Genomic DNA, 14,432 nt, shown 5'->3' with positions numbered 1-14,432 from the left:
GAATGAGAAATGCACAGCGTCACCAGAGGACAGGTTTTATCCATACTCACATCACCTGTTCTCGTTGCCGTAATGGCGGTCTTTCTTAGCACATGCATGGATGCCTTTGTGAAGTTCCTGAGCGGTCGCGTCGATCTGCTGACAATTGTGTTTTGGCGCTTCACGATTGCAGCTGTGGTGATTGGTGTTCCATTTTTCTTATCGGGGCGACGTCTGACTGGGTGGGCACCGGCACGCTTTCATGCTGTGCGGGGCTTGATCCATGTCACTGCGACCTATCTCTTCTTTTTCGCGCTGGGTAAGCTGGATCTCGTCGAAGTGACGACGATTGGCTTTATGGCCTCGCTCATCATTCCGGTGATCGCATGGATTTACCTCGGAGAGCGGATCAACGGTCTGACCTTTCTGGCGATCCTGATCGGGTTTGCGGGCGTTCTGACCGCGCTCAATGCCTGGCAAATCATCAGCAATGAGATGTCGAGGGATCGCTTGATCGGCTTTGGCTCAGTGCTTTTGTCGGCATGTCTGTATGCAGCGTCGATCGTTCTGCTGCGCAAGCGGGCTGCTGCTGATGGTGCCTTGATGGTAGCCTTTTACGCCAATCTTTTTCCGGCGCTATTCATTGCACCGTTCAGCCTGGCGCTCGCCACACCGGCTCAGCCGTCCGATATTGGGTATCTGATCATTGCTGCCGTGCTCGGATCATCCATCTGGCTGCTAATGACGTCTGCATATGCGCGTGCGCCTGCACAACGCCTGGCACCCGTCGAATTTACAGCGCTCTTATGGTCGGCGCTGATTGGTCTGTTTGTTTTTCGGGAAGTCCCGGGTGCATCGCTCTGGATAGGAGCAGTTTGCATTATCATGGCCTGCGCCATTGTCAGCTGGCAGGATGCGCGTTCAGCCGCTTCAATGCGTGCCCGCGCATCCGTGCAATCAGATCCTCGATAGAACCTGACAGTCTATTGAGTCGTGACAGGGCACTCGCCAACCCGGTTAGCGTTCGCTTCAATGGTGAACGAGCCTACTTCGCCGAGCACTGAGACCTCGCCTGCACCGGTCAGGCGAACCTGGTTGTCGCTGATCTTGGTGAAATTACCGGACGCCGTGCCAGCATAAATGCCATTGCACGCGAGCTTGAAGTCATACCCACTTCCATTTTCGGTGACGTCAGTGATCGAGCAGTTTTGGCCGAGATCTTCAGCGAGATCGTTCAGAGAGATGCTCGACTGCTCTGCCGGCAGACACTCAGTGTTCTCTTCCTCGATCGGGAATGAAACAAGCACAGTCCGGTGCGACCAGTTCCAAAGGCCTGGGTTCACAGAGATGGCACCTGATGCGTCAGCATTGGCCGCAGCGCTGATACTGGACACCGCGAGTCCGAGAGGGACCAGGAGTTTGAACATGAGACCTTTTCTCCACATTGTTGAATCAGGAATGCCAATCAAATTGGGCTATTCCAAGACAGCGATGTGAAACAATGGATAGAAATGACAGCGGTTCCCTATGGGGTGCACTGGCTCTTGACCCGTTTCGCACTCAGGGCGCGATGCATGGGGAAGGGCGTTCCGCCCAGATCCATTTCGAGATCTGAATCGATCGAAAATGCGTTATCGGTGAAGCGAATATGAGACGGTCCGGCGAGCGGCAGACCGTTTGACACACAGGCAATGTCAAACATCATTTCCTGATCGCTTTCCAGTGACAGACGTGCCTGACAGTCATCTTTCGGTTTGGCGAGTTCTGCGAACCAGTCAGGTGTCACAATGGTTTTTCCTGGTTGGATGCAAAATTCACGTTTGGAGTCGGATTTGCCATTTGTCGCAAATTCCAGCCCATCCTGAATCTGCCAGACACCTGGTGCCAGTCTGTGAGGTGCGGCCTGCGCCATTGGTGCCCAAACCAACGCAAGCAGCATAGTGCAAAGTGCTTTCTTCATTGTCCCCAGCCTATGAAAACCAGCGCTGCCGTATGTGCAGCTCTGGATGTAAAAAAGCTTTGGCAAATCTGAAATAAGAAAAGCCGCCCCGCAAGATGCAGGGCGGCTTTTGCCGCAAATATTTTAAGGCGCCGAGATTAGTTGCGGGATTTGTCGACCAGACGGTCGTTCTGTGCCCAATGCATCATGCCGCGCAGTTTCTCACCAACTTCTTCGATCTGGTGAGCGTTCATTTTCGAACGCATGGCAGAGAAGCCTGGTGCGCCAGCCTGGTTTTCCAGAACCCAGTTACGAGCGAATGTGCCGTTCTGAATGTCGTCCAGAACCTTTTTCATGTTGGCTTTGGCTTCAGAGTTCACAACCCGCGGGCCAGAAACATATTCGCCATACTCAGCCGTGTTCGAGATCGAGTAATTCATGTTGGCGATGCCGCCTTCATAGATCAGGTCAACGATCAGCTTGGTTTCGTGGAGGCACTCAAAATATGCCATTTCCGGTGCATAGCCTGCTTCAACCAGTGTTTCAAAACCAGCTTTGATCAGCTCGACAATACCGCCGCAAAGAACGGCCTGCTCGCCGAACAGGTCAGTTTCGGTTTCTTCGCGAAAAGAGGTCTCGATCACGCCAGCGCGGGTGTTGCCGATCGCTTTGGAATAAGACAGTGCAACGTCTTTTGCTGTGCCGGTCGCGTTCTGGTGGATCGCAACGAGACCCGGCAGACCGAAGCCACGCTGGAACTGGTCGCGCAGCGTGTGGCCAGGGCCTTTTGGTGCTGAAAGCGACACGTCAACAGATGCGCTTGGGCGGATCAGGTTATAATGAACGTTGAAACCATGGCCGAACATGATGTGCTGGCCATCACGAACATGCGGTTCGATTTCGTTTGCCCAGAGAACAGACTGCTTTTCGTCCGGGATCAGGATCATCACAACGTCAGCCCATTGCGTAGCTTCGGCTGGGGTCATGACTTCGAGGCCAGCTTCTGTCGCTTTTTTGCGGGAAGAAGATGTTTCCTGCAAACCGACGCGTACGGTTACGCCGCTGTCTTTCAGGTTCAGCGCATGGGCGTGGCCCTGGGAACCATAGCCAATGACAGCCACTTTTTTCGACTTGATGAGGGCGAGATCTGCGTCCTGTTCGTAGTAAATTTTCATCGTCATGCTTTCTTTCTGGGACGAAATTTGTTCGCGTCTAACCGCAATGTCGGCTTTGACGCAAGACTTTGCTTCTAAGGATTAAAGTGGAAGTCCGCGTTGAATGCTCAGAACACCAGTTCTGGATACCTGTTGCATGCCAAGTGGCTCCATCAATTCTATGAATTGATCGATCTTCGAAGACGCGCCTGTCAGCTCGAAAATAAAACTTTCAAGCGTTACATCGAGCACGCGGGCCCGGAAGATTTCAGATAGGCGCAGCGCTTCAACACGTTCGTTGGACCCGGTTGCTGCGCGTACTTTGACGAGTGCCAGCTCGCGCTCCAGCCCTGCAGGGGCCATGGTAATATCTGTGACGCGGGCAACAGGTACCAGGCGTTCCAGCTGCGCTTTGATCTGATCAATCGTCTGCACCGTGCCAGATGTGACAATGGTAATGCGTGACTGGTGTTGGCGGCGGTCGACTTCGGCAACCGTCAGGCTTTCGATATTGTATCCACGCGCGGAGAAAAGGCCGACGACACGGGCCAGAACACCCGGTTCGTTGTCGACAATGGCTGCGAGCGTCCGGCGAACAATAGAGTCGTCGGAATGGTCATCAATGAAATATGCGCTTTGTGGTGAGTTTGGCGTATTGGTCACAATTTCATTCCTGTCTTGAGGGCTGATCCCGAATAGCAAGAGGGCGCGTTTTCACGCGCCCAACAGGCTAGACGAGCATTTTGCCGTCTTCTCCAATTTCGTTGCCGGTAATTTCACCGAGGATCATGTCGTTGTGCGCAGCGCCCGACGGGATCATTGGGAAACAGTTTTCATCCTTGGTAACAAGGCAATCAAAGAGAACCGGACCGTCATAGTCGATCATTTCATCAATAGCGGCGTCCAGATCATCAGGATTGCTGCATTGAATGCCATGTCCACCATAGGCTTTTGCCAGAGCAACAAAGTCCGGCAAGCTCTCTGAATAGGAGTGCGAATACCGCTCTCCATGCAGCAATTGCTGCCATTGGCGAACCATGCCCATCCATTCATTGTTCAGGATGAAGATCTTGACCGGCAGATTATGCTGAACGGCTGTTGAGAGCTCCTGCATGCACATCTGGATCGATGCTTCACCGGCAATGTCGATCACAAGCGCATCGGGATGCGCGGCCTGAACACCAACGGCAGCAGGTAGACCATATCCCATCGTGCCGAGACCGCCGGATGTCATCCAGCGGTTAGGCTCTTCAAAGTGATAATGCTGTGCTGCCCACATCTGGTGCTGGCCAACTTCCGTCGTGATGAAGGTGTTGCGATGCTTTGTTTTTTCATAGAGGCGCTGGATCGCATATTGTGGCTTGATGTGTTGCTTGTCCTCTTCAAAGGCAAAGCAATCAACGGCACGCCATGTATCAATCTGTTGCCACCATGTGGTCAGGTCATTTCGCTTGGACTGCTGGCTTCTCCAGCCCTTGAGCAGTGCCTGAATGGCCAGGCCGGCATCGGCGATGATCGGTACATCAACGCGGACGGTTTTGTTGATCGAAGATGGGTCCACATCAATATGGATTTTCTTCGAGCCTGGAGAGAACGCATCCAGGCGCCCCGTGACACGGTCGTCAAATCGCGCTCCGATGCAGATCATCAGATCGCAATCGTGCATGGTGTGGTTGGCTTCATACGCGCCATGCATGCCAACCATGCCGAGCCAATGCTCGCCAGACGCCGGGTAAGCGCCAAGTCCCATCAGGGTGGAGGTGATTGGAAAGCCCGTTTCTGTGACCAGTTCGCGTAGCGCAGTGCAGGCTTCGGGGCCGGAATTGATGACGCCGCCGCCAGTATAGAAGACAGGGCGCTGTGCAAAGCGCATCATCTCGATTGCGGCTTCAATCGCAATGCCATCCGGTTCAGCAGCCGGGTGATAGGTTTTGTGGAAGATGTTTTCCTTCGACTTGTATTGGCCGGTCGCGAACTGAATATCTTTCGGGATGTCGATGACAACAGGGCCTGGGCGGCCGGTGGTCGCGATCAGGAATGCCTCATGGACGATACGTGCCAGATCATTGACATCACGAACCAGATAATTGTGTTTCGCACAACAACGTGTGATCCCGACAGTGTCGCATTCCTGAAAGGCATCGGTGCCGATCAAATGGCTCGGAACCTGACCGGTGATAACGACCATTGGGATGGAATCCATCATGGCGTCAGCAATCGGTGTAACCATATTGGTTGCACCCGGACCAGACGTCACCAGCGCAACGCCGGGTTTGCCGGTGGATCGCGCATAACCTTCGGCTGCGTGGCCCGCGCCCTGTTCGTGGCGGACCAGAATGTGGCGTAGCTCGGGCTTGGAAAACAGAGCGTCATAAATTGGTAGGACAGCGCCGCCTGGATAGCCAAAGAGTGTATCCACGCCTTGATCAAGAAGGGCGCGCACCACGATTTCGGCGCCAGTCATTGTTGTGCGCGTTTCGTTGCTCTCCATGATCGCTTGCTTGTCCATTGTAACTTCCCGGTTGTGTTGGGGTCTCATCCCCGATTTTTTTCCAAAAATAAAGGGGCCCATTTGAGCCCCTGACATAACCGCGCCGTTCGTTAGAGTGTTTTCACTCTACCGTTCGGCGCTTTCTTACCACTACGAGCAGTTTGCCCATAAAAATTCCCTTCAAATTCTTCTGCTAGGTTATCTATTCGAATAAGCGGCGTCAATCTCTTTAAAAAGGGCATGAATTACCCTCTTGCGATCGTCTACTTCGGTTGACGGTATACGAGGCCAGAACGGAAACTGGTGTGCGATCCAGGTAAATTGGCGCTTTGCATACCGCCGCGTGTCACGTTTGGCATACTCTGCGGCGAGTTCAGCTTTCATTTCGCCTCTGAGGTAGGCTAACAGCCATGGCATACCGTGTGCTTTCATCGCTGGGAGGTTCGGATCAAGATCGCGTGCGGCAAGAGCGCGCGCCTCATCCATTGCACCTTCGATGAGCATGCTGGCAAAGCGGCTATCAATTCGACCATACAATTTTTGCCGAGGAGGCGTCAGCGCAATTCCCAGCCACTCACCCTTTGTGAGAACGGGAGGTGTTTTGTTTTCATGATAACTGGAAAGCGTTTTGCCGGTGGCGTACCAGACCTCTAGAGCGCGAGCGACGCGTTGGCGATCATTCGGTGCCAGACGCTCAGCTGATTCCGGGTCTGTCTCGGCCAGCATGCGGTGGGCGCCAAGCGGGCCTTCCTGCTGAAACAGTTTTCGGACTTCCTGGCGGCTATCTTCCGGAATAGGCGGGATTTCAGACAAGCCATCAACAAGCGCCATCAAATGCAGGCCCGTCCCGCCGATAATGATTGGAACATTTCCGCGCTTTTGAATGTCCAGAATGATCGGACGGGCATCGCGCAGCCAGCTTCCGGCAGAACCGCGTTCCGCAGCATCCTTATAACCGAACAGATGGTGAGGTGCCTCTTTCATCTCTTCGTCTGTCGGTCGAGCTGTCAAAACGCTTAGATCGCGATACACCTGCATGGAATCAGCGTTCACGATCTCGCCGCCAAGTCTTTTCGCAAGTTCGAGAGAAATTTGGGTCTTGCCGCTTGCCGTCGGACCGTGGATGAGAAGTGCAGGGCGCATGTCCTACAACTAGCTTGTTTAACAATTTTGTGAAAGCACAGTTTCGTGTGCGGGGTCGAGTTTATCATGAGCAGCGAACAGCCATCATTCTTCTTAACCTGCGTCAGTCAGAAAGCAGATGCGCTGTCTGGTGAAATGATCCGAGCTGTCCTCGTGGAACAGGGTGTTCTGGGCGCGATCACGGAACAGGTTCTGGGTGATGGCGCGGTTGATTTTGCATTCACATCAGACGCTGAAACAGCAGGAAAGCTGTCGGACGCAGTTTTGGCTGCGGTTCCGGATGACATGGATGTTTGCGTCCAGGCTGCGGCGTCTCGAGACAAGAAAATTCTGATCTGCGACATGGATTCGACCATTATTGGCCAGGAATGCATTGATGAGCTTGCCGACTATGCGGGCATAAAGTCTCAGATCTCAGAAATCACCGAACGAGCCATGCGTGGTGAGCTGGATTTCGAAGAAGCGCTGACCGAACGGGTGGGGCTACTCAAAGGACTTTCTGTGGCGGCCCTGCAGCAATGTTTTGAGGAACGGATCACCTTGACGCCGGGCGCAAGAACTCTGGTCCAGACGATGAAGTCGCGCGGCGCGGCCTGTTTGCTTGTATCGGGTGGTTTCACCTTTTTCACCGCGCGGGTCGCTGAGGCGGCTGGTTTTGATGAGAATTATGCCAATGTCCTCATTGATGATGGCAATGCGCTGACAGGCGAGGTCGGTCGTCCGATCCTTGGCAAGCAGGCAAAGCTTGATCGCCTGAATGAAAAGGTTGCAGCGCTTGGACTTTCAAATTCGGCGGTTCTGTCTATCGGCGATGGCGCAAATGATATGGCTATGATTGAAGCGGCCGGACTTGGTATTGGCTTTAATCCCCATCCCGTTCTCGCAAAAGCAGCCGATGCCGTCATTTCAGGGCCAAGCCTGACAACGGCACTTTATTTTCAGGGCATTGCGAAATCAGACTGGAAGGAATCCTGAGCGATCAGGCTTCGATCTGCAGCGCGTAGAACGATACCCGGCCACGGCGATAGACTTTTACCAGCACGGGATCTGCGCCCGCAACAGCTTCAAGCTGAGCATCGGCCTCGGCGGCATTTGTCACATCCTTGAAATTTATCTGGGTGATGACATCGCCTTTCTCGACCAGACCGTAGGATGCGCCATCCGGGTCTACCATCTCGACCAGCGCGCCATCGACCGGCTCCTGAATCTGCCAGCGGCGGCGGGCATCATCGGTAATCTCTGTGAGCTTCAGACCGTACGCGTTCGCGCCAACGAACATCGGAGGAGTCGTGTTCGTTGAACCTTCTTCTTCTCCTGCATCTCCATCTTCACGTTCTTCGATCTGGATATTGATCGTTTGTCGACGCCCTTCGCGAATAATGTTCACCGGAATGATCTCGCCAATCTCAGCTTCGGCTACCAGTCGTGAAAGCGTTCGTGTATCCGGTATCAACGTATCATCGAATTTTAGGATCAGATCACCGACCTCCAGACCGGCAAGTGCTGCTGGGCCCTCTTCGGTGATGTCGGTGACAATTACGCCCGCGGTATTTGCAAGCCCATAGGCTTTGGCAAGCGGCGCGTCGACCGCTTGAATATTGATTCCAACCCAGCCACGACGAACACGACCTTCCTCTATCAGTTGGATGACAATGTTCGAAACAAGATTCGAAGGCACAGAAAATCCGATGCCGACCGACCCTCCTGTCGGTGAGATGATCGCGGTATTTACGCCGACAACCTTGCCGTCCAGTGTAAAGAGCGGTCCGCCTGAATTGCCGCGGTTGATCGCGGCATCCGTCTGAATGAAGTCGTCGTATGATCCGGCGTTGATGTCTCGATTTCGCGCAGAAATGATACCGGCAGATACCGAGCCGCCGAGGCCGAAAGGGTTGCCAATCGCGATGACCCAGTCACCAACTTCTGCTTTATCAGAATCCGCAAAATTCAGCGCGGTGAGTTTCGTCGGCGTTTCGATCTTCAGTACAGCGAGGTCTGTATCTGCATCGCGTCCGATCAATTGGGCGGGGTAGGTCCGACCATCGGCAAAAATCACCTCAATTTCGTCCGCACCTTCAATCACGTGATTGTTGGTGACGATATAGCCGGTCTCATCGATTACGAAGCCGGAGCCGAGTGAGGAGGTGCGTTTGAAACCTTCTTCATCACGGCCGAATAGATCGTTGAACCGCTCAATTGGTGAATTCTGAGGGAATTCAGGCAGACCTGCTTCGACAATTCGTTGTGATGTTGAGATGTTCACAACCGAGGGCATGAGCCGCTTCGACAGATCGGAAAAGTCTGTCGGAGCAGGTTTGCGGTCTGGCATGAGTGAAGACAGAAGCGCTTGCGCGTCCGTGTTCTTCTTTGTTTGCTCCTGAGCCAGTACAGGCGACGCCATGGCAGTCAGGGCCAGAGCACCGGTAGCAACGCGTGTGAGCAAACCCATCTATCCAAAAACCTTCCACATATTCCCCAGCGTTCTGGTGCATAACGTGTTCTCGTAGGACGAGCAATCACCGACGCTGAAGAATAGTTCTGCATGGATTCAGCCGCGTAGGAAGCGCGCAGCAATGAAAATTATCACAGCACCAATGGCTGCAGCCAGAATGCCGGACTGGCGTATTTGGTCGTCTGGCATGGTCAGCACCATAGCGATGAAACGCTTCATCGCTTCCGGCGCTATGGCGTACAAAAGGCCTTCGAGGGCGAGAAGAAGGCCGAGTGCAACTACGATGACTAACACGTGAGGTCGTCCTCAAAAGGCGAGATCATGCGCGCATTCATCATGAGAGAAGCATGCGCGCATGAAAACCGGATCAGTTGCCGCCAGCTGTGCGAGCCTGATCAATAAAGACCCGACATAGATCGAGATCCTGAGGTGCCACGACGACCTGTGTGCCATCCTCAATGGAGTTCTCACAGGCAATCAGAGCCCGCTGGAAGCGGAAGAATTCAGCATCCTTCGAGTAGGCGTTTGCATAGATGTCGTTCCGGCGTGCGTCGCCTTCACCGCGAATCTGCTCTGCCTGCTCACGCGCCTGCGCTTTCAGAACGGTTGCTTCACGGTCGGCGCGGGCGCGAACCAGACGAGCCTGTTCCTCACCTTCAGAGCGGATACCCTGAGCCACTTGCTGACGCTCTGTCCGCATCCGGTTGTAGACACCTTCAGCCACTTCAGCTGGAAGGTCGGCCTGACGCAGACGCACGTCGATGATCTCAATCCCAGTGCCGTTCAACGTACCGTTCACGGTCTCACGAATATCTGACATGAGCTGACCACGCTGGCCGGAGACGATTTCCGGAACCGGTACCTGACCAAGTGCGTCACGAATCGCCGATTCGGTGAAACGCTGCAGCTGGCTGGTCGCGGCGCGCTCGGAACGTAGACGCTGGTAGAATTTCAGCGGGTCGGTGATTCTCCAGCGGACGAAGGCATCGACAGACAGGCGGCGCTGGTCAGAAGCCAGAACCTCGATGTCGGCGATATCCGTGCCCATATTCTTGCGATCCAGATAGATCACTTCATGCCAAGGCAGTTTGAAGAAGAGACCGGCCTCGTCGATTTCCTGGCCCTGTTCGTTCACATCATATTCGTTTCGAACAGCAACTGGGTTACCAAATTCGAGGATTAGCGCCTGATAGTCCTGGCGCACGGTATAGAATGAATTCATCCCGATCAGGGCCAGAACGCCAATCGCGACGAGGATGACAATAGATAAAACTCTCATGATCGCTATCTCCTAGTTCGCGTTTGGACGACCAGAGCGGTCGAGTTGCAGGTAAGGAACGGCACCTGAGTTGTTATCCAGGATCATCTTGTCGGTACGCTTCAGGACATTTTCCATGGTCTCAAGATACATACGTTCCCGCGTGACGCGCGGAGCTTTGCGATACTCTTCGTAAATCTGATCGAAACGAGATGCTTCACCGGTCGCATTCGCAATCACCTGGTCGCGATAGCCTTCGGCTTCCTGCAGCATACGGGATGCTTCACCGCGGGCTTCAGGAACGACCTGATTGGCGTAACGCTGAGCCTGGTTGATCAACTGTTCAGCGTCCTGTTGGGCGACGTTGACGTCGTTAAACGCTTCGATGACCTGTTGAGGCGGGTCGCCTTTTGCAATCTGGACTTCGATGATTTCGATGCCGGCTTCATACTCGTCGAGCAGAGCCTGTGTCTGTTCCTTAACCTGGCGGGCGACCTCGGCGCGCTCGGTGGTGATTACGCGCTGCAATTCGGATTTACCGACAACTTCACGCATCACAGATTCCGCGACGAGTGGGACCGCTTCGTCAGGATCCTTCACGTTGAGAATAAAATTCTGCGGCTGATCGGATTTGACCTTCCAGAAAACCGAGAATTGAACGTCCGCGATGTTTTCGTCTTCGGTCAACATCAGGCTTTCATTCAAAGTGTTGCCGATCCGGACTTCCTGCTGAGATTCAACGGGAATGATTTCGTGCGATTCAATCGGGCTTGGCAGGTGAAAATGAATACCCGCGCCCAGATTGCGTTTCCACTTACCGAACTGGAAGACGGCCGCCTGTTCGCCAGCGTCGACAACGACAGCACCTGTTGCGCCCCAGCCCAGCAAAAGTGCGACAGCCAGAAAGCCGATACCAGCAATGCCGAGGCCTTTTCCGCCGCCGTCGCCACCGCTGCCGCCGCCATTTCCGCGACCTTTAAAGGAACCACGGAAGCGGTCCTGCACTTTACGTAGTTGATCTTCCAGGTCAGGACCCTGCTGTCCGCCACCGGATGGCCGGCCCCATGGAGATCCGTTTTTGTCGTCTCCGGAACCACCTCCGGAGCCCCACGGGCCTCCATTTCCACCTTTTTGGTCATTCCATGGCATTCAGCCACTCCTTTTAATTACCTCTGATCCACATCATGTGTGGAATTGATCTCGAACTTCTAGATATGTATGTGCCTTTCCTGCGACGGGGCTTCAAGTATGCGTTTCTTTAAAAGCAGTCGACTTTCAGAGGATTCTGTTCGTCAGACTCTCACAAATCACGGTGTTGCGCCTGAACGTGTGGACAGCCTGCTCGTTCAGGAGAATGGGAATGTGACGCTGGCGCTGCTGGCGACACCTGCTGAACTGGAAGCGGCAGAGCGCGATCGATACGAAATTGAACAGGTTCTGCGGGGTATAAAAGGGGCGGGTGATGTCCGCGTCATTTTGACCGCCAACAACGCAACTGGTACGAGCAAAACACCGCCTGCTTCAGGCACGCAGCGGATTCGTAAAGGAGCGAATCTCTCTGGCTCCGTGAAAGCACAGACGGATCCATCGCGCCCCAGTCCGGGCAATATCCTGTCTCTTCCTAATGTGAAGAATATCGTTGCCGTCGCCAGCGCCAAGGGCGGCGTCGGAAAATCGACCACCGCCTTGAATCTGGCCATGGCGCTCTCGCAGATGGGGCTGAAAGTCGGTGTGCTGGATGCGGATGTGTACGGCCCGTCTATTCCAACCATGACCGGCACCACTGACACGCAGCCGGAATATACGGAAGAGAAAAAGCTGAAGCCCGTTGAGGCGCTGGGGCTGAAGCTAATGTCGATCGGCTATGTCTCTGACGTCGATGCGCCTATGATCTGGCGAGGACCGATCGTCATGAGCGCGATTTCACAGATGATGAAAGACGTCGATTGGGGAGAATTGGATCTTCTGATTATTGATACGCCGCCTGGAACCGGTGATGCACAGCTGACTTTGGCTCAAAAGGTTTCGCTGTCGGGTGCTGTGATCGTCTCGACACCGCAGGAGGTCGCGCTAGCCGATGTGCGGCGTGGCGTCGCCATGTTCCGTAAAACCAATGTTCCGGTGCTGGGCATCGTGGAAAACATGGCCTGGTTTGAAGACCCCGCTTCGGGCAATCGTACTTTCATTTTCGGAGAAGGCGGCGCACGTCGCATGGCTGAAACGCTCAGCATTCCGTTGTTGGGAGAGGTTCCGCTTCTGCCGGAAATCCGTGCTGCGGGTGATGCGGGCCATGTAGATAGTCAGATGTCTGGCAGTCGTCAGTCCGAGCTATATGCCGAAATTGCAGAGCGAATGTTGAACGAACTTGCGAACGCGGCGCCAGAGGCGCAGCCAAAAATCGTTTTCGAATAATATACCAAGCCAGATTAGGTTAAGATGTGCAAACCGGTGCTTTCGTCGTGGGAAACTCCCAAGCGAAGCTTGCCAGTTGGCACGAGTTTGGCTTCGGTATGACTTATGACGCAAGAAACTGAAAAAAGTCTCGTATCAGAACAATTGTTCTCCACGCCCCTGATCCGGGCCAGGCACCCGGAGCTGAGCAAGCTCGTGCAACCGCTCAAGGACGCTATTCTGGAGCACAAACGCGCACAGGCGGGGATAAAACGCTCCAATTTTGGAGGCTGGCATTCAGAACTCGGCATGGATCGATGGGCAGGTGAGCCAGCGCAGATGCTGGTCTCAATGACCTCAAGCATTCTGGAAGACCAGTTGGATGTGCAGCAAATGGATGGCACGCACATGCGGCCCGGTTGGGCCGTCGATATGTGGGCAAATGTGAACCGTGCAGGTGATGCCAACGCGCAGCACTGTCATCCCGGATCTTTTGCGTCCGCGGTGTTTTACGTCGACATGGGTGCATCCGGCGGCGAGCCGAAGGATGGCCATTTTGTGGTGGAAGATCCACGTTATCCGATGGCACATATGCAGCACCCGAATGTGCTCTGGAAGGGCGCTTCCGGCGCTGGTGCCGAGTCTCAGGTCGCAATCATGCCTGAGGCTGGTGAGCTGATCATTTTTCCAAGCTGGCTTCGTCATGCCGTTCGGCCGCATTCCGGTCTCGGCGAACGCATCTCTATTGCCATGAACCTGACGCTGATGTGGCAGGCACCTGGAGGCGCGAGATGAGTATGGGACCGTATCTCTGGTCTCAGGACCCATGGGGGCGAATTCTCAATGGTGCGCTGATGTCGACCGAACTGCCGGTCAATGTTCTGACGCTAGCTGAGAGTGCGATTGATCTGGCGCATGAACGATTTGCCGATGATCTGCATAGTGTCTACCTGACCGGGCCGGTTGCGCGAAATCAGGGCCGGGAGCCTGAATTCATCATTGTACTGCGCCATTCGACTCAGGCGCTTGGCATTGATCTGTTCTGCGCCGCCGCTGCGCTGAGACTGCAGAAAGAGCATCCGGACTTCGGGGCATGCCATATTCAGGTTTATGCCTGGACCGATATTTTTCCGGAAGACGGCTGTTTTTCATATCCACGATTTCGAATTGGCGTGAACAGTGTTGTTGTGGCGGGCAGGGATCTGAAACGCCTCATCGCGCCACAAAAACTGACAACGGCTGTCGCCAATGCGTTTCTGGTCGATCTGCCCGGAAAGCTTTCCAGCTTGCAGCAACGCCTGAAAGCGATCTCAACCGAAACCCGCGTTCACGCGACCAGCCGCTTGTTTTCGCAGACGGCGCTAGACGGGGCTTTTGCGCTGGTACTGGCCGAAGAGCAGATTTACACGGAAGACCCGGAGACGATGGCCTCTTTTGTCGGGCTGAGTTTCCCGCAACACCGCAATAATCTTGCAGCATTGGTCCGTATGTCGCGTCTCGGTACATTCTCGAGCCTTGAGGCGCTGGCGGTTGCAGATGAAACGCTGCGCTGGCTGCCCGGTCTCGCAGAGGCCTGGTTGGATCAATTTAATCCGAAGCGTCAGAAGTCGCTGAAACTGGTCTGA

15 protein-coding genes are annotated in these 14,432 nt (G+C 54.4%); 5 read left to right on the top strand and 10 right to left on the bottom strand.

The genetic code is table 11. The features are described from left to right. Positions 1 to 9: 9 nt before the first annotated feature. A complete protein-coding gene (locus tag ACFQDM_RS19270; protein WP_377382345.1) occupies positions 10 to 951 on the top strand; it encodes a DMT family transporter in 942 nt (313 codons plus the stop codon). Between the two features lie 11 nt (positions 952 to 962). Here ACFQDM_RS19270 and ACFQDM_RS19265 read toward each other — a convergent pair whose 3' ends face one another. The 6 genes from ACFQDM_RS19265 to miaA form a co-directional block, all read right to left on the bottom strand. Beyond that, entirely contained in the window at positions 963 to 1,406 is a 444-nt protein-coding gene (locus ACFQDM_RS19265) for a DUF3617 domain-containing protein (RefSeq protein WP_377382342.1), read from the bottom strand. Positions 1,407 to 1,504: 98 nt separating this feature from the next. Beyond that, positions 1,505 to 1,918, bottom strand: coding sequence for a hypothetical protein (locus tag ACFQDM_RS19260; RefSeq protein ID WP_377382339.1), 414 nt, complete (start codon positions 1,916 to 1,918; stop codon positions 1,505 to 1,507). A 158-nt stretch (positions 1,919 to 2,076) separates the two neighbouring features. Next, complete coding sequence (gene ilvC / locus ACFQDM_RS19255; RefSeq protein ID WP_377382518.1) at positions 2,077 to 3,093, bottom strand: ketol-acid reductoisomerase; 1,017 nt, start codon at positions 3,091 to 3,093, stop codon at positions 2,077 to 2,079. Positions 3,094 to 3,174: 81 nt separating this feature from the next. After that, positions 3,175 to 3,738, bottom strand: coding sequence for an acetolactate synthase small subunit (ilvN, locus tag ACFQDM_RS19250; protein WP_377382516.1), 564 nt, complete (start codon positions 3,736 to 3,738; stop codon positions 3,175 to 3,177). A gap of 64 nt (positions 3,739 to 3,802) precedes the next feature. Then, positions 3,803 to 5,581, bottom strand: coding sequence for an acetolactate synthase 3 large subunit (locus tag ACFQDM_RS19245; protein ID WP_377382337.1), 1,779 nt, complete (start codon positions 5,579 to 5,581; stop codon positions 3,803 to 3,805). 180 nt (positions 5,582 to 5,761) lie between these two features. Next, positions 5,762 to 6,706, bottom strand: coding sequence for a tRNA (adenosine(37)-N6)-dimethylallyltransferase MiaA (gene miaA, locus ACFQDM_RS19240; protein WP_377382335.1), 945 nt, complete (start codon positions 6,704 to 6,706; stop codon positions 5,762 to 5,764). Positions 6,707 to 6,772: 66 nt separating this feature from the next. Between miaA and serB the strand changes: the two genes are divergently transcribed. Then, a complete protein-coding gene (gene serB, locus ACFQDM_RS19235; protein ID WP_377382333.1) occupies positions 6,773 to 7,681 on the top strand; it encodes a phosphoserine phosphatase SerB in 909 nt (302 codons plus the stop codon). A gap of 4 nt (positions 7,682 to 7,685) precedes the next feature. On the opposite strand, the gene ACFQDM_RS19230 is transcribed toward serB, so the two are convergent. The 4 genes from ACFQDM_RS19230 to hflK form a co-directional block, all read right to left on the bottom strand. Continuing rightward, positions 7,686 to 9,155, bottom strand: coding sequence for a Do family serine endopeptidase (locus ACFQDM_RS19230; protein WP_377382331.1), 1,470 nt, complete (start codon positions 9,153 to 9,155; stop codon positions 7,686 to 7,688). Positions 9,156 to 9,254: 99 nt separating this feature from the next. Continuing rightward, the gene (locus tag ACFQDM_RS19225) at positions 9,255 to 9,452 is read right to left on the bottom strand and encodes a DUF2065 domain-containing protein (RefSeq protein ID WP_377382328.1); all 198 of its coding nucleotides are present in this window, start codon (positions 9,450 to 9,452) and stop codon (positions 9,255 to 9,257) included. Positions 9,453 to 9,525: 73 nt separating this feature from the next. Continuing rightward, a complete protein-coding gene (gene hflC / locus ACFQDM_RS19220; protein WP_377382325.1) occupies positions 9,526 to 10,437 on the bottom strand; it encodes a protease modulator HflC in 912 nt (303 codons plus the stop codon). Positions 10,438 to 10,449: 12 nt separating this feature from the next. Next, a complete protein-coding gene (gene hflK, locus ACFQDM_RS19215; protein ID WP_377382322.1) occupies positions 10,450 to 11,565 on the bottom strand; it encodes an FtsH protease activity modulator HflK in 1,116 nt (371 codons plus the stop codon). A gap of 99 nt (positions 11,566 to 11,664) precedes the next feature. Between hflK and ACFQDM_RS19210 the strand changes: the two genes are divergently transcribed. From ACFQDM_RS19210 to ACFQDM_RS19200, 3 genes are all read left to right on the top strand, one after another. After that, positions 11,665 to 12,828, top strand: a complete 1,164-nt coding sequence (locus tag ACFQDM_RS19210; RefSeq protein ID WP_377382319.1) for an Mrp/NBP35 family ATP-binding protein — start codon at positions 11,665 to 11,667, stop codon at positions 12,826 to 12,828. 105 nt (positions 12,829 to 12,933) lie between these two features. Then, a complete protein-coding gene (locus ACFQDM_RS19205) occupies positions 12,934 to 13,602 on the top strand; it encodes a TIGR02466 family protein (RefSeq protein WP_377382316.1) in 669 nt (222 codons plus the stop codon). Continuing rightward, entirely contained in the window at positions 13,599 to 14,432 is an 834-nt protein-coding gene (locus tag ACFQDM_RS19200) for a hypothetical protein (protein ID WP_377382313.1), read from the top strand. The genes ACFQDM_RS19205 and ACFQDM_RS19200 overlap by 4 nt, the downstream gene beginning before the upstream one ends.

Origin of the sequence: Ponticaulis profundi (assembly GCF_042659465.1) — a bacterium.
GTDB lineage: Bacteria > Pseudomonadota > Alphaproteobacteria > Caulobacterales > Hyphomonadaceae > Ponticaulis > Ponticaulis profundi.
This window is presented reverse-complemented; position numbering and strand designations above follow the sequence as displayed.

Excerpts from the sequence above, each read along its gene's own strand:
- ACFQDM_RS19205 (WP_377382316.1), top strand. The coding sequence starts at position 12,934 with ATGACGCAAGAAACTGAAAAAAGTCTCGTATCAGAACAATTGTTCTCC.
- ACFQDM_RS19265 (WP_377382342.1), bottom strand. The coding sequence starts at position 1,406 with ATGTTCAAACTCCTGGTCCCTCTCGGACTCGCGGTGTCCAGTATCAGC.
- hflC (WP_377382325.1), bottom strand. The coding sequence starts at position 10,437 with ATGAGAGTTTTATCTATTGTCATCCTCGTCGCGATTGGCGTTCTGGCC.
- miaA (WP_377382335.1), bottom strand. The coding sequence starts at position 6,706 with ATGCGCCCTGCACTTCTCATCCACGGTCCGACGGCAAGCGGCAAGACC.
- ACFQDM_RS19200 (WP_377382313.1), top strand. The coding sequence starts at position 13,599 with ATGAGTATGGGACCGTATCTCTGGTCTCAGGACCCATGGGGGCGAATT.
- hflK (WP_377382322.1), bottom strand. The coding sequence starts at position 11,565 with ATGCCATGGAATGACCAAAAAGGTGGAAATGGAGGCCCGTGGGGCTCC.
- ACFQDM_RS19230 (WP_377382331.1), bottom strand. The coding sequence starts at position 9,155 with ATGGGTTTGCTCACACGCGTTGCTACCGGTGCTCTGGCCCTGACTGCC.
- ACFQDM_RS19210 (WP_377382319.1), top strand. The coding sequence starts at position 11,665 with ATGCGTTTCTTTAAAAGCAGTCGACTTTCAGAGGATTCTGTTCGTCAG.
- ACFQDM_RS19270 (WP_377382345.1), top strand. The coding sequence starts at position 10 with ATGCACAGCGTCACCAGAGGACAGGTTTTATCCATACTCACATCACCT.
- ACFQDM_RS19245 (WP_377382337.1), bottom strand. The coding sequence starts at position 5,581 with ATGGACAAGCAAGCGATCATGGAGAGCAACGAAACGCGCACAACAATG.
- serB (WP_377382333.1), top strand. The coding sequence starts at position 6,773 with ATGAGCAGCGAACAGCCATCATTCTTCTTAACCTGCGTCAGTCAGAAA.
- ACFQDM_RS19260 (WP_377382339.1), bottom strand. The coding sequence starts at position 1,918 with ATGCTGCTTGCGTTGGTTTGGGCACCAATGGCGCAGGCCGCACCTCAC.
- ilvC (WP_377382518.1), bottom strand. The coding sequence starts at position 3,093 with ATGAAAATTTACTACGAACAGGACGCAGATCTCGCCCTCATCAAGTCG.